The organism is Cognaticolwellia beringensis (assembly GCF_002076895.1).
Classification (GTDB): domain Bacteria; phylum Pseudomonadota; class Gammaproteobacteria; order Enterobacterales; family Alteromonadaceae; genus Cognaticolwellia; species Cognaticolwellia beringensis.
Map to the genome: position 1 here is coordinate 295,745 of NZ_CP020465.1, position 16,302 is coordinate 312,046.

The 16,302-nt window shown below is 38.4% G+C and carries 10 protein-coding genes; 6 read left to right on the top strand and 4 right to left on the bottom strand.

The features are described 5' to 3' along the window. Positions 1-72: 72 nt before the first annotated feature. Entirely contained in the window at positions 73-2,694 is a 2,622-nt protein-coding gene (locus B5D82_RS01245; protein ID WP_081148575.1) for a TonB-dependent receptor plug domain-containing protein, read from the top strand. Between the two features lie 108 nt (positions 2,695-2,802). Here the strand turns inward: B5D82_RS01245 and B5D82_RS01250 are convergent, their stop codons facing one another. After that, on the bottom strand, positions 2,803-3,636 hold the full coding sequence (locus B5D82_RS01250; RefSeq protein WP_081148577.1) for an AraC family transcriptional regulator: 834 nt from the start codon (positions 3,634-3,636) through the stop codon (positions 2,803-2,805). Positions 3,637-3,830: 194 nt separating this feature from the next. Here B5D82_RS01250 and B5D82_RS01255 point away from each other — a divergent pair, with 194 nt between their 5' ends. The 4 genes from B5D82_RS01255 (at position 3,831) to B5D82_RS01270 (ending at position 9,814) form a co-directional block, all read left to right on the top strand. After that, complete coding sequence (locus B5D82_RS01255; protein ID WP_081148579.1) at positions 3,831-4,499, top strand: glutathione S-transferase family protein; 669 nt, start codon at positions 3,831-3,833, stop codon at positions 4,497-4,499. Between the two features lie 371 nt (positions 4,500-4,870). Continuing rightward, positions 4,871-5,365, top strand: coding sequence for a (2Fe-2S)-binding protein (locus B5D82_RS01260; RefSeq protein ID WP_081148580.1), 495 nt, complete (start codon positions 4,871-4,873; stop codon positions 5,363-5,365). A 6-nt stretch (positions 5,366-5,371) separates the two neighbouring features. Then, positions 5,372-7,657, top strand: coding sequence for a xanthine dehydrogenase family protein molybdopterin-binding subunit (locus tag B5D82_RS01265; RefSeq protein WP_094122751.1), 2,286 nt, complete (start codon positions 5,372-5,374; stop codon positions 7,655-7,657). Between the two features lie 264 nt (positions 7,658-7,921). Then, complete coding sequence (locus tag B5D82_RS01270; protein WP_081148584.1) at positions 7,922-9,814, top strand: ABC transporter transmembrane domain-containing protein; 1,893 nt, start codon at positions 7,922-7,924, stop codon at positions 9,812-9,814. Positions 9,815-10,028: 214 nt separating this feature from the next. Here B5D82_RS01270 and B5D82_RS01275 read toward each other — a convergent pair whose 3' ends face one another. Continuing rightward, on the bottom strand, positions 10,029-10,766 hold the full coding sequence (locus B5D82_RS01275; RefSeq protein WP_157673821.1) for a substrate-binding periplasmic protein: 738 nt from the start codon (positions 10,764-10,766) through the stop codon (positions 10,029-10,031). A gap of 517 nt (positions 10,767-11,283) precedes the next feature. Here B5D82_RS01275 and B5D82_RS01280 point away from each other — a divergent pair. After that, on the top strand, positions 11,284-12,789 hold the full coding sequence (locus B5D82_RS01280) for a protein adenylyltransferase SelO (protein WP_081148588.1): 1,506 nt from the start codon (positions 11,284-11,286) through the stop codon (positions 12,787-12,789). A 153-nt stretch (positions 12,790-12,942) separates the two neighbouring features. On the opposite strand, the gene B5D82_RS01285 is transcribed toward B5D82_RS01280, so the two are convergent. Then, positions 12,943-14,280 (bottom strand): hypothetical protein, encoded by a 1,338-nt coding sequence (locus B5D82_RS01285; RefSeq protein WP_081148589.1) that lies wholly within the window; start codon positions 14,278-14,280, stop codon positions 12,943-12,945. Between the two features lie 420 nt (positions 14,281-14,700). Continuing rightward, a complete protein-coding gene (locus B5D82_RS01290; protein WP_081148591.1) occupies positions 14,701-15,978 on the bottom strand; it encodes a sensor domain-containing diguanylate cyclase in 1,278 nt (425 codons plus the stop codon). Between the last annotated feature and the right edge of the window lie 324 nt (positions 15,979-16,302).

The window sequence follows — 16,302 nt, forward strand, 5'->3', positions numbered from 1 at the left end:
GTAACATATGTTCATATAAAAACAAATAACTGTAAAATCAAGTAACTATAAAAGCATAAAAGGAAGTTAAACATGAAACTCTTAAATAGTCGTAAACACACGCTAGCCCTTAGTATTACCGCGGCACTGTTCGCCTCGCAAAGTCATCTTGCCATAGCAGCAGAAAAACAAAGCGTAGAAAGAATAGAAGTTACCGGTTCTCATATCAAGAGAACAGACATGGAAGGTCCGTCGCCTTTAACCTCATTAAGTGCTGAAGATATCGCCAATAGCGGGGTTACTGATCTGATCGGTCTTTTTACTAAGTTACCTATGGCGGGACAAGGTACTTTTTCAACGCAAGGCAACAGTAGTGACAATACCAGTAATGGTGGTTCAAGTGTCTCATTACGTGGTTTGGGTGCTGACTCAACGTTAATCTTAGTTAACGGCCGACGCGTATCAGTTTCGCCATTTGCGAATAATATTGATACCGCATTTGTAGATATCAACAATATTCCTTTAGCGGCTATCAAACGTGTTGATATTCTAAAAGACGGTGCGTCAGCAACTTATGGTTCTGATGCCGTTGCCGGTGTTATTAATATCGTTTTACGTGACGATGTTGAAGGCGCAGAAGTTGCCGTAAAATTCGGAGATACTGCTGACGGTGGTGGTGAAGAAAAAAATATCAGCATTGTTTGGGGTAACTCAACAGAAAAAAGCAGCCATACATTTGCACTAGATTACTTTGAACGTGAAGAAATTCTTTATGCTGATCGCGACTATTCAAAATCGGCTAACCAACAAGCATTAAGACCTAATGACCCATTTGCTACTGACTTTAGAAGTTCATCAGGGTTTCCCGGCACTATAGCATTAGCAAGTGATTCAACAAATCGTATGCCTGATACCTTTGGTAATGATGTTTGTGCTGAGCAAGATATTGTCGGTAACCTTTGTCGTTATGATTATGCTCCAGTCATGACTTCTGTTCCTGCAACTGAACGCGCTAGTTTTATTTACTTAGGTAAATACGAAATTAATGACCATTTACGTGGTTTTGCGGAATTAAATGGTCAACATTCTAAAACGACAATCCGTGGTGCAGGTAGCCCAAGCTTTAATGAATTATTTATGTCTGGTGATAATGTAAATCACCCGTTTGCAATGATGCCTACGCATGAGTTTTATCAGCAAGACTTAACCATGCGCCGACGCATGCTTGATATTGGCAACCGTGAAAAGCGCGTTACCTCTGACTACTATCGCTCAATTATTGGCTTACAAGGTGAGATCAAAGATTGGAGCTGGGAAGTCGCTTATAACTATATTAAGAGCACATCGACTGAGCGTGGCGTAAATGGTTTCCCTAATTCACGTCGCACACAAGAAGCGATTGATAGTGGTTTATGGAACCCATTTGAACCCTCTAGCAACAGTCAAGAATCATTAGATTTTATTGAAACGACTACGACACGTATTGGTAAATCAACCAGTAAATCTTTTGATGGTAAAATCAGCGGTTCAGTCATGGAAATGGAGCATGGTGACCTTGGTTTAGCGGTTGGTGTTGAATACAGAGAAGAGAGTATTAGCGATAACCCTGATGATCAATTCTTACGCGGTGAAGTATTTGGCACAGAAGCCACCCAAGCGAATGGTTCGCGTGATAATACTTCTGTTTTTGCAGAATTGGCCATTCCTGTACTTGATACCTTAGAAGTACAGGTTGCCGTTCGTCATGAAGACTACAGTGATTTTGGTACTACAACGGATCCAAAAGTTGCTTTTATCTGGCAACCTACAGAGTCTTTATCTTTACGTGGTTCATACGGTACGGCGTTTAGAGCTCCGTCATTACACCAAATTGGTTTAGGTAATACTGATGAGTCACCTAATTTGGTTGATACGGTACGTTGTGCTGCGGTTGGTAATATTAACAAAGCCTGTGAGCCACAAGAGTATACTGCTGTGCTTTCAGGTAATGACGATTTGGGTCCTGAAGAATCGACTAGCTATAACTTAGGCTTAATCTATGAAATCGCAGATAACATGGATTTTTCAATAGATTATTATGATTATGATATTGAAAATGTCATTACTAAAGATACCCAGTTTAAATTCAGTACTTTAGGGAATGACCCTTCGGTAGTTGAACGTTTACCATCGACTATTGCTGGCGATCCAGGTGAAGTTGTTCGTATCTTCGATCAATATGAAAACATTGGGAATATCACTACTTCTGGTTTAGATATCGAAGCTAATTACGGCTTGGAAACTGATATCGGTGAATTTAAATTTACTTATGTAGTCAATTACGTTTTATCTTATGAAGATGCTCGCCCGAATGCTGATGGTTCTATGCGTATTGATACCCAAGAAGGTGACTTTGAACAACCGGAAGTTCGTTGGACGTTCAACACGACTTGGATACAAGGTGATTGGAACGCAAGTATGGCGATAAACTATATTGGCGAATTCAAGCAAGACGCCTCAGTTGCGACCGAAGGTATGAGTGATATAGATTCATGGACAACGGTTGATACCACAGTGAATTATATCGGTATTGAAAATACTACCTTGAGTATTGGTGCCACTAACTTGTTTAATGAAGAGCCACCGTTTGCTTATCATGATTTTATGGGTTTTGCGAATAGCACTCACAATAGCCAAGGTCGCTTTTTGTACGTTAAAGCAAGCTACAAGTTTTAAATAACGGCTAGTATTTAACAATATTAATAAGCTCTTACTTAGGTAAGAGCTTTTTTTTGCTATTTTTAGACTAAATAGGTTGGTATATAAATGATTTGGCTGTGTTGCTTATGCCGAGTCAGCTGTCAGTGCAGTGCCTTGATGTTTAATCATTTGTCTAAAAGCGCCAGGTGTAATGCCATAGCGGCGCTTAAAGTGTCGATAAAAATGACTTAAATTACTAAAACCGGTCGCAAAAGCAACTTCTGTTATATCGGTGTTTGAGCTGGCAAGTAGTTTAGCTACAGCATCGCAGCGTACTTTGAGGAGGTATTCAATAACACTAAACCCAGTATGTTGACGAAATTGACGAGCAAAATGACTTCTTGAAATATTCACTTGTTTTGCCACCATTTCTAGTGTGATGTCCATGGCATAGTTGTCATGAATCCAGTTCTGGGCCTTGGTCATTTTTAATGATGCTTGTGCATTTGTTTGTTGCTCATAACCTGCACTACTGACATGGATTAGTAATAACCTTAAGTATAAGTTCTCTTTTAAACTGGCCTGCAAAGGTGAGTTAGAATCTGGTGAAGCTTCAATATCACTGGCAACTTTAAGCATTTCCTGTGTGCTGACATCTGTGTCTAAAAGACGATTGTTTATTAAAAAGTCGCCTTTAGATAGCGAATTTAAAAATAGCCGGTTGCTAGGGTTTGACAACGTATCGAATGAGGGCGGATCAATGCAGGAAAAAAGTAATCGAGTCTCGATTTGTTGATCAATACAAATTGCATGTGAGTATTGAATCGGGATAAAAGCAGAGTGCCCAGCCGATAACGTATGTAATTCACCATTAATGCAGATGTTGACACTTCCTTGTAAACAAACCACCAACTCATGCAAGTTGTGGTGGTGTTGCTTGATGTCTTGTTCAAGCAGAACACTGGAAGTCCAAAGCATTAAAATAGTCCGATAGTATAGTTATAGGGTTCAATGCTATGCGACACTAGGCAATAAAGATACTAAAATAATGTAAACTTAGCACTATTGTACTTTTGGCTGTATTTCTAGCCGTGTGTTGTAAAGCAAATGGTCTGCTTTGGCAATTTAATGGCAATAGCTCAGCAAAATATTTTACTTTATTGGAGAAAACTATGATTGTTGTACATCATCTGAATAACTCACGCTCTCAACGAGTGCTTTGGGCTTTAGAAGAGCTTGGCGTTCCTTATGAAATAAAACATTATAAACGTGATCTCAAAACTAACTTAGCACCTGCTAGCCTTAAAAAAGTGCATCCTCTAGGTAAATCTCCCGTGATAACCGATGGTGATATTACTGTTGCAGAGTCTGGCGCGATTATTGAGTATCTTGCGCAAACTTATGGCCAAGATCATTTTATCCCTGAGGTAAAAACTGAAGCACATCGTCAGTATTTATATTGGCTACATTTTGCTGAAGGAACACTGATGCAACAATTGTTGTTAAAACTCATTTTAGAGAAAGCAGTGGATCGTTCAATGCCTTTTCTGATTAAACCTATAGCAAAAGGCATCATGAAAAAAATAATGGCTGGATACGTTGGGCCAAACATGAAAGCTAACTTAGATTTAATTGAAAACCATTTAAAAAATAATGAATGGTTTGCCGGAAATGAACTTTCAGGCGCTGATATTCAAATGAGTTTTCCCTTAGAGGCATGGGCGGCAAGGAAACCAGCGGATCAAAACTATCCGACAATCGTAGCGTTCGTTAAGCGCTTTCAAGCTCGTGAAGCTTATCAAAAAGCCTTGAAATCGGGCGGAACTTACGATTTTGCTTAATCCTTTGCTTAAAATTAAAGTCCCAATTGAAAAAGGCTAAATCAAAAATAATAAAGAGAATACGGCAAACTTAGTCTATAAATAAGTAGATATAAAGGCGTTGCTATTTTTACTTTAATTTATGACTGTGTTTGATCCTAGTCAACGGAAATAGAGTATTGGAAATAAGAAACTTGAAGAATAAACGCCAGAGATACTCTTGTCGGTCTAGCCGTTCTTATTTTAGGCCTTTGCTTTCCAGAAAGTAATGCGTTATCAATTGGTCGTGAATGATAAATAAATTTAGATAAAATTCAACCACTTCGTTAAGTGGTGTACTTAATAATTGTATGAGTTGTTAATGTTTCAACTCAGTTTTGAGAGACAAAACTATGATTGAATTCAAGTTAAATGGAAACAAAGTTTCCTCTGCTGCAGATGTAAACACACCGTTGTTATGGGTTATCCGTGATGAATTCGGTTTTAAAGGCACAAAATTTGGTTGTGGTATTGGCATGTGTGGTGCCTGTACTGTGCACATGGACGGAGCCCCTGTTAGAACATGTTCTTTTCCATTATTAGCCGCTGCAAATAAGAATATAACCACGATTGAAGGTTTGGAAGGCAAACATCCTTTACAAAAAACATGGATTGAAGAACAAGTACCACAATGTGGCTACTGTCAGTCGGGACAAATTATGCAGGCCGCCACCTTGTTGGCAAACAACCCGTCACCGAGTGACCAAGAAATTGTTGATCATATGAGTGGAAACTTATGTCGCTGCATGGCTTATGTTCGTATTAAAAGTGCTATTAAAAATGCGGCAGATGTTATGTCAGCCGATGTGCAAACTTTTGATCCTCGTGCTTCAACGCAACAATCATAAAGGCGAATGACAATGAAAAATATTAAAGATGCAAAAAATAATGTCAGCTTATCTCGACGTCGCTTTTTAGTTGGTACGGTTAGCGGTTCACTGTTAATGGCATTTGCGCCATTGGTTAGTGCGGCGGGCTTAAGTAAAAGTCCGCAAGAAACATTGAAAAATAAACTATTTTCCCCAACGGTTTGGTTTGAAATTAACCCACTGGGCGAAATTAACATTAATATTGCTAAAGCGGAAATGGGTCAACATGTTGGTACGGCGCTAGCACGCGTTGTTGCTGATGAGTTGGGCGCTGATTGGTCAAAGGTGTCGATCACTCATGTAGATACCGACCCTAAATGGGGTTATATGGTCACGGGTGGCTCTTGGTCTGTATTCCAATCATTTAAGCCACTTTCTCAAGCCGGCGCGGCAGGACGTATTGCTTTAATTGAAGCGGCAGCAAAAATATTAAATTGCCCAGTGGAAGAGTGTAGCGTTGAGAACGGTGCTGTACTTTGTAAAGAAAGCTCAATTAGCTTTGGCGATATTGTTGCTAAAGGTACATTTAATCGTACTTTTACACCAGAAGAAATCAACGCTTTGCCGTTAAAACCCGCAAGCAAAAGAACCTTAGTGGGCAAACCCAGTTCAGCACTAGATATACCTGCTAAAACTAATGGTTCAGCTGTTTATGGTATTGATATTGAATTGAAAGGCATGGTTTATGCGCGCCCGATTATTCCACCGACACGATATGGCAGTAAAGTAACGAATGTTGATGATAGCGCTGCACAGAAAGTTAAAGGTTATCTTGGATACCATATTTTACAAGACCCAAGCGATAATATTCAAGGCTGGGTTGCTGTTGAGGCAGACACTTATTATGGCGCGATTAAAGCGGCTGATGCTTTAGAGGTTAGCTATAAAGCGGGTAAAACAGCTAAGGTTAGTGAGGACGATATCCTCAAAGAAGGCGCACGTTTAGTTGCCGATGAGAGTGAAGGCGGCTTGTTTGTTGACGATGGTGATTTTGTCGCAGCAAGTGATAAAGCAGCAAACACCATTGATGCGGTTTATCGCACTCATACAGCTTTGCATTTTGCATTAGAGCCCGTAAATGCCACGGTTGAAGAAAAAGATGGCCATTGGCATGTTTATACCGGTAACCAATGGCAATCGTTAACGTTACCTGCGATAGCTAAAGCGCTGCAAGTATCTGACGAAAATGTTGTTATGCACCAGCAATATTTGGGCGGTGGTTTCGGTCGACGTTTATTCGGTGATTACGCTATACCAGCGGTATTAACGGCTAAAGCGATTGGTAAGCCGGTAAAAATGGTCTTTACCAGGGAAGATGACTCACGATTTGATCAACCAAGATCACCATCAGTTGTTTCATTTAAAGCGCTATTTGATCAAAATAACAAATTTACGGGTATGGAGCATGCTCTCGCGGCAGGTTGGCCAACTTTAACAATGGCACCAGGTTTTATGCCTGAAAGTTTAGATAAAAAAATTCGGGTAGATCTGCTTTCAACCAGTGGCGCTGACCATTGGTACAGTATGGAAAATCACCGAATACGAGCGATTAATAATAAGCTAGCACAACAAACTATTTTACCGGGCTGGTTAAGATCAGTAGGGCAAGGTTGGATTATTTGGGGCCTAGAATCATTTATTGATGAAATTGCTCATCAGGTAAAAGCGGATCCTATTGATTTTCGTTTATCAATGCTCGATGGATTAGGTAAACAAGCAGGTAAAGCACCGGAAAGTGTTGGCGGTGCCAAGCGATTAGCAAACGTACTCACCATATTGAAGCAAAAAACCAAAAACGTTAAATTAGCAGAAAATGAAGCTATTGGTGTTGCCGTAAGTGCTGGACAAGAAAGAACGATGCCGGCTTGGATGGCTTGTGCAGCGCAGGTTCATGTAGAACCTAGTTCTGGAAAAATAACGGTTAAAAAGCTTACTATGATTGTTGATGCGGGAGTTATTGTTCATCCTGATGGTGCCTTAGCACAAGTGCAAGGTTCGATGTTATGGGGAACAAGTTTAGCATTACACGAGCAAAGTCCGATTGAAAATGGTCAGGTGAGTAATCTTAACCTAAATACATACTCTCCTTTACGAATGAACGATGTGCCTGAGTTAGACATTGAATTTGTTGAAAGCGAGGAATTCCCTGTTGGCTTAGGCGAACCTGGCGTGGTGTCTATAGCGCCAGCTATTGCCAATGCTATTTTCCAAATAACAGGCGTTAGAGTGCGAGACTTACCTATTACTTCAGCGGCAATAAAAAATGCTTAAGTAAATAACATAGTCTTGTGACTTGAACGCTCAATATTTGAGTAACGAGTGTAAGTTTTAAAACCCTTAGTTTTGGCATTATGCTACTAAGGGTTTTTTATTGCCTTAACATCTGTTGATAATAAGATGTAACCTAGATTAAAGCAGACGAAAGATGATTTTGATATTCGTCTAATTAGCTCAAGCGGATGTTTTTAAGTGGATAATTAACTTGGTATAATACTTATGAGAACCGTTTTATTAAGGCTCAGGTCCAATTAATAAATGGCGTATTCACTTGAATTATCGCTTTTTATAACCATCTCTAGTAAAAGATTAACATCACAAGAGCCCATCGTGATCGACAATAGCAAAACCATCAATCAACCTATTTCAGATGAGGGCTCCTCAACAAACAAGCCCAAAGCTTTCACCAGCTTGCTACCTATTTTTGCCTTTATAAAGCCATACAAGCTGATGTTAGCGTTGGCATTATTAGCGTTGTTAATTACCGCGGCGGTTAACTTATCTTTAGGGCAAGGGGTAAAGTTTGTTATTGATAGCGGCTTTATTGCCGGTTCAGTTGAACAATTACAATCGGCTATTTTAGTCTTAATAGGCTTAATTAGTCTGCTCGCCATAGGCACCTTTAGCCGGTTTTATTTAATGTCTTGGTTAGGTGAACGCGTCAGTGCAGATATTCGAAAAGCTGTTTTTAACCGCATTGTTACTCTGCATCCAAGCTATTTCGAAGAAAACCGCAGCGGTGAATTAATGTCGCGTTTAACCACTGATACTGCTTTGTTACAGTCAATTATTGGTTCGTCATTCTCGATGGCATTGCGCAGTGTCTTAATGCTCATTGGTGGATTAGTGATGTTAATGGTGACTAATTTCAAATTAACCCTTTTTGTTATTCTCTCTGTGCCAATTATTTTAATACCCATGATGATTTATGGCCGTAAAGTCAGAAAATTAGCCGAAAGCTCACAAGCCGCAATCGCCGATGTCGGCACCTATGCTGGTGAGATTATTCAAAATATTAAAGTGGTGCAAAGTTATACCCATGAAGTAAAAGAGCAACACGCTTTTGCTGATGAAGTAGAGAAGGCATTTTCTGTCGCCAAACGACGCGTTAAACAACGATCAACCTTAATTGCTATTGTTATTTTTCTCACCTTCGGGGCGATTAGCGGTATGTTATGGGTTGGTGGTATGGATGTGTTAAAAGGTGAAATGAGTGGCGGTGAATTAGGCGCCTTTGTTTTTTACGCCGTCATGGTAGCTATGTCGGTGGCAACGGTTGCTGAAGTCTATGGTGAATTACAACGAGCTGCCGGCTCGGCAACTCGACTGTTAGCATTACTTGAAATTGAAAGTGATATTAAAGAATTAGTTTCTCCCAAAGTGCTAACAAATAGTGCTCAATCGGTGATCACATTTAGAAATGTTGATTTTTGTTATCCATCTCGACCAGACAGTGCTGCACTTAGTCAGATCAATTTAGCTATTCCAACTGGAAAAATTGTCGCTTTAGTCGGGCCTTCAGGGGCGGGGAAAACAACGTTATTTGAATTATTACAACGTTTTTATGACCCTCAAAAAGGCTGTATTAGCTTTAATGATATTGATATTACCCAACTAAAATTAACCGATTTACGTCAAGCAATGGGTATGGTGCCGCAACACCCAATACTGTTTAGCTCTGATGTGTGGCATAACATACGCTATGGCAAGCCCGATGCGAGTGATGCAGACGTTATTAGTGCCGCAAAAAAAGCCCATGCTCATGAGTTTATTGAGCAATTACCTCAAGGCTACGGCAGCTTTTTAGGCGAACAAGGTGTGCGCTTATCCGGCGGACAAAAGCAGCGCATTGCTATAGCACGAGCAATATTAAAAGACCCTGCTGTTTTATTGCTTGACGAAGCAACTAGTGCTTTAGATGCCCAAAGTGAATACCACGTACAAGCCGCATTAGATGAGTTAATGACGAATAGAACCACACTAATTATAGCCCACCGACTTGCTACCGTCATTCATGCGGATTTAATTGTTGTTATGGATCAAGGTAAAATTATTGATAGTGGAAATCATAAGTCATTGTTAAAAAGCTCTAAACTTTATCAAAGGCTTTGTGAGTTGCAGTTCGATAAAGCTAATGACGATAATGATTGATCTATGTTGAGGTTAGCTGATTTTTAATCAATTTTAGCGGCAGAGTTATTGATAGAATTATTGATAGAGTTATTAACTTTTCCGCTTACGATGCTTAATGTAATCCCCTTTTAAATATTTATTTTTAATGCCTATTATTCAATATATTCCTAGAACTATTTATTTCAAGAAGCTATTACACATCAGTCATCAATAGGGCTAAATATTATTAAGTTCAATGATAATATGTTGGATGTTTTATTTTAAAATCACTGATAACTTTATAAAATTCATTATTCTTATACATTTTTTCTGATAAATCAGTGAATTTTGGCGCAAGGTGGGCAACTTTAGATGTTTTTGACAACGCGATAAACAATAAAGAAGTACCATCTAAATTGACTGTAAACTCTTTAAATTCTTGAGTCATGTTTTTTTTGTAATTTTCCAGGTCGTTAAAGTCAGTTGAAATGACAACATCAACTTTGCCTGCTGCCAATACTCGAAAGGCAGCAGACATGTCATTAACATATACTTTTTCAAAATAGCCATTAGGGGCATTGTCAAATTGTTTAAACTGTTTAACTCCCTTAAGTACCGCTACTTTCAGGCCTTTAAGATCAGAAAATTCATTGATATTTGGCCCATTTTTTTTAACATAAAACGACTTTTTATCCAATGAACCATAAACAAATAAGTGGGAGAACTTACGTCTTGCTGGCGCATCTAACAGACCTGACATAATATCCACTTTTCCTGCTTTTAACATACCTAAACAACGCCAAAAAGAATTGTTCTGTGTAAAGTGAATTGTAAAGCCTAGTTTATTAAAGAAATAAGTTGTAGCAGCAATATTTTCGCCTATTGGTGTTTGACCGGGCAATATTATTTGATATGGAGGGAAATGTGTAACACACATGGTCAGCGTTTTATTTTCAGCACTATTCGCAATATTAGCTTGTGTTGTTAACAATATGACGAGTAAAACTAAAATATATTTTGTTAACAATAGTATCTCCTCAGATATACACTGAAATTGTTATGAATTGCGCATGGTATGCTAAAAATAATTAACCAGAATAAATGATTATTTCTTACAAAAATACGAATGGCAGCAGTGTCTCAGTAGTTAGCTTTTCAACAAAGGCAGTAAATTCGTGTTTTAGCGATAACTGAAAAGTTGAAATTCCCACTTCACTTCTGATTATACGAGATAAGAAAACACATCATAGTATAGAGTTGTAAGCTTAAAAATAAAACATAACTCGGACACCCAACGCTGTTTAGTAGCTTATTCATACTCAGCAACCTCCTATTCTACACGTGCTTAAACGCTTATCTATAACTCATTCAATAAATGAGAGTATAAATAAGCTATCAAGTCTCATTTGGCATGTCATTATTGCTTCATGTTATTATGGGTGGCATAGTTAAATCGCATTGTTAATTGTTATTAACTCATTGAATAAAAATTTTACCAAGAGAAATAAATGTCCCTAAACCTGTCTAATAACTACCAAGCACTTGGCTCTAGCTTTTCAGAGCAAACATTGCCTGCACCAGTGGCACAGCCTTCATTATTATTGTGGAACGAAACGTTAGCAAAAACGTTAACTATCCCTTTTAGTCAAGACAATGACGCAGAACTCATCGCACAATACTTCTCAGGTAATAAACTCATTGATGGAAGTAAACCCATTGCTCAAGCTTATTCTGGCCATCAGTTTGGTCATTTTAATCCGCAGCTTGGCGATGGTCGGGCGCATTTATTAGGTGATATTGCTGATATTCAGGGACAACGTTGGGATATTCAGCTTAAAGGCTCAGGCGTAAGTTCTTTTTCACGTCAAGGAGATGGTCGTTGTGCGCTTGGCCCAGCCCTGCGTGAATATATTATGAGTGAAGCTATGTTCGCTCTTGGTGTGCCTACTACGCGCTGTTTAGCTGTGGTTACTACCGGTGAATGTGTATATCGCGAGCGACCTTACGAAGGGGCTGTGGTTACACGTGTTGCGGCAAGTCATATAAGAGTGGGCACTTTTCAATATTTCGCGTCACGTGGCGATACTGACTCGCTTAAAAGATTGATAAATTATGCCATAAATCGTCATTTTCCAGAATTGCGGGTTGAAGAAAAAACACCAACAACGGTAGATCTTGTTGATAAAGCAACGGCTAATGAGATTAGTAGCGAACAAGTGCTTAAATTTTTCTCTGCGGTGTTGTCAAAGCAAGTCCCTTTAGTACTGTCATGGTCAAGGGTTGGTTTTATTCATGGTGTAATGAATACAGACAATACGACTATTTCAGGAGAAACCATAGATTACGGCCCTTGTGCCATGATGAATAGTTATGATGCAGACACTGTTTTTAGCTCAATTGATCGTAATGGTCGTTATGCTTTTGGTAAACAGATAGGCATTATGCAGTGGAATATGACACGACTAGCCGAAACATTATTACCGTTAGTTGCTAGCGATGAAGATGATGCAGTAGAGAAGATAGAGCCCTTATTAACGCAATTTCATCAAGACCTTCAACAAGGAAACTTGATTATGATGGCGGCTAAAATAGGTATTGATGAACCAGAGCAAGGCGATGCTCAGTTGATTAATGACTTATTGGGCATTATGCAAAAGCAAAAGTTAGATTACACGCAAACTTTTGCTGCTTTAACTGGTTCACTGAACAAAAATAAGATTGACGAAACCATCATTGCTGCGCTCAATGAATGGTTACCGCGTTGGAATACACGTATTGAGCCATTTAAAGCGGCAGCACACCAGTTAATGGTAAAGACTAATCCTATGGTGATTCCAAGAAATCATCATGTTGAAGCGTTATTAGACGCTTGCCAAGAAACCGGTGATTTAACGGCGCTAAATAAATTTTTAGCCGTTTTGCGACAACCTTATACAGAAACCCAAGAGACTAAACACTATCAAGATTCACCCGTTGATGGCGATAAAAATTATCATACCTATTGCGGTACTTGATTTGGCATTAAGCTTTACATTAGGCATAAATAACAGGGTAAGTAACTGAGGTAAACAGAATTGCATTGACACCCAAGATTACTTAGGCAGATTAACAGCTAGCTAATATTGCCTTTTGTTTTTTGCATATTTGCTGCAGGGTGTCATTGTCAGTTATTGAATTCGATATAAAGGTATTTGTAATAGCTGCTCGTCGATATGGCTCAACATAGCAATGTAATGTGGAGATTGTATATCTTGGTAGTATTTTTGAAATGCTTGTTGCGTAATCCCTTCAGGTAATTTTGCTAATGCTGGGATGATAGCCGACTCAGTATTGGTTTGCGCTAAACTCGCCTGTAATAATAAAGCACTTTTATTTGACTGGGTTGATATCATGGCGAATCTTGTTCCTGCGCGATCCGCCATTAAATCAGCAAAGCTAAAGCCACTGCCGCCTTTATTTGAATCTAAAAATTCTTTTAGTTCACCAATAGCATCACTGGCATTACTACTACCAAATAACTGTAATGCAATGGAATAAATAAAGTGCTTTTGAATGTCAACACGATTTCTTAAGGTGACACTCCTTTGCAATTTTAATCGCTGTAAAGCTTGTTCTGATGAATAATGCGAAATGTCACCAATCAATAATTCAAAGGTATCCGTACCAAAGTACAACACTAATGCCGTTAATGCGGCTTTATTTTCTAAAGCGGCTTGTGCTCCTAAACGGGCACTACGTTTTGTGGCGACTGAAAATACATGAGCTATATAAGGGGCTAGCGATTTTTTATCTTCGTTGTTTGAAATGAAGTTGAGTAATGCTTGGTGATAAAAGCGTATATCGTCAACATTTCCAAATAATGCAAATTTGTCACGTAATGCAAATAAAGATGCTTTAGCGGTTTTATTGTTGTTATGCAGACTGTTGGGAATTTCAATATTAATGTGCAGACTTGAAGGCGAAATATCAACCTTAGAAATAATGTTGATTAAAGAAATACCAAACTCTTTTTTAATATAGTTTTCGCTGACTACGTCAGCTAGCACCATTAACAATTTACCGGGTATTGGAATGCTGCCTATATATGCTGTGTCGAGGTCTAATCCTGTTTGTGAAGCATTTAAGGTAAGTTCTATATTTAAAAAACGAATAAGCTGAGGTAAGGGTAACTCAAGGGAAAAGCGAAAAAATCCTTGGCCTTTTATCAAGATAATGTTTGAAATAAGCTGCGGAATCGCACGGTGACCTAAAGCACTGAGGCCGTCAATTTCATTTTGAGAAACGCTTAATAATACCGGTTGATTGTTTGACTCACCCGTTTGCACTGATTTAATGGTTTGTACAATGCGCTGTAATGTTTTTTTATTTTCAGCAGCAAAATTAGCATCAATTTGATGAACCGCCTTTATATGTGGCGATGACTGTAAGGCTAGAAATATTAGCGCAAAGATTAAGAGGCTCAAGGATAATAAAATATAAAATGTGCGTTTTACGATAACTTTCAAACTTCGGCCTTAGCTAAATTTTATAAAAAATTGTGATGTTATCACTTTATAACAAGCTAATAAGGGCGAGTTTAAAAGTTATAAATATGTTGAAAACAACTGGAGTAGCCATTATAAGTAATTGAAAGATGACTACAAGTTATTAGCTTCTAAAAGCCATCAGGCAGTAATGCTCAATGTTAACTATGGCTAAATATCACTGACAATAAATCTACTAAAGTTAAGTATAAATTAAGCATAAATTAAGCGAGTTTATTGTATTAAGGGTTTATAAGAACACTCAAACCTCGTCGATTGAGGTAATGTCTTATCGGGGATTATTGAGTTGTGATCATTGTTAAATTATTTAAGTGGATCTGAGCTAATTATTATTAAGGTTTTTCTCATATGAGAACAGCTACAGTATTGCGTAAAAAGCGATTACAAACACACTTTATTTCGTCCAGAGTCTTTAGCTTGATATAAGTATTTGTCTGCCTGCTTGAGCATAGCGTCTAAGTTATATGCTGAATTTTTATCACTTTCAGTCAACCCTACGCTAATGGTGAATTTTATTGGATGCTCGTCCTCTATGTTTATAGTACTTTTCTCTATAGTATCCCGAAATATATCTAGCTTTTCTTTTGCACTTAGCAGGTTTGAATCAGTTAATAATACACAAAACTCCTCACCACCTAATCGACCAATAATGTCGCTATCTCTGAAACACTCGCACATTATTGTCGCGAATTCCTTTAACACCTCGTCGCCAGTTTGGTGGCCATAATTATCATTGATAGCTTTAAATAAGTCGATATCAATCATCGCTAAACTGACTGATTTTATGTTCCTTTTAGCGTAGGAAAGTGACGCTTTCGCTGCCTCAAAAAAGCCTCTTCTGTTGAGAAGCGAAGTGAGTGGGTCACGAACGCTGAGTTCTTTTAATACCTTTTCTCGCTCTATTTGTTCGGTTACATCACGCTCAACTGCTGCAAAATAAAATACGTCATTAAACTCATTTTTCATTGGCACAATATTCATATCTAGCCAATATTCTTTTCCTGACTTTGAGTAATTTAATATTTGCGCTTTTACGGGGAGTTGTTGGGCTAATGCTGTACGGATTTTGTAAGTGGTTTCATTACTTGTTTTAGGGCCTTGTAAAATTCGAGGTGTTTTGCCTAATACTTCTTCTTTTGTATAACCTGTTAAAGCGGTAAAAGCTTGGTTCACATAAACAATTTTAGGTCCTTTATCTTGATATGGTGCGGCTTCAGTTACCACAATAACGTCATTCGCTAGCTCGACAATATCTTCAAAGGGAATAACTTTTTTTTGTCGAGTAATATCTAAAAAGCTAACCACAATTTGTGTGATCTGATGCAGTTCATCGAACTCAGGAAAAGCATTACAAATAACCCAAGTAACTTTCTCACTAGAACTATCTAAAATACCCACTTCTAAATTAGTGATCGGTGCTTTGGTTTTAATAACGCGGTTTACTGGGAAAGTATCTACACCCATAACCTGGCTGTGCTTATCAACAAAGCGCCAGTTAGGATCAAGCGCGTCTTTACCTAATGCTTGGCTGCTAGTTAATCGTAATAACTCTAATGCTTTAGGGTTAGCATAACTTATCTTAGTGTCATTACTGTGCACAACCACGCCAGTATGGAGGTTCTCTAGCAAGGCAGCAGAATCAATTTGTGATAAATTCAATTATTTTCCGTAAATACAGACGTCTATAGCTTTAGAGTAAAAGAGCTGTATCTAAGAGTCAATTCCAATAACCAAATGCCCTGCCTGTTTGGCGTATAAGCGCTTAAAAATAGTTATTTCTTTGGCAAAAATTGAGTTTTAAAATAGCGTATTAAACACGGCGTTGTTATACAGAGAGTGTTCATCATTATTGAGCTATAACGTTCAATAATGGATCGAACCAAAGTGAACTTGCTCTCCTCGCCAATCTGCTAATTTACCACTACAGTTATTTTAGTACCAAAACATTATTTGCTTTTAATTGTTGGTTTTAATTATCGTTTT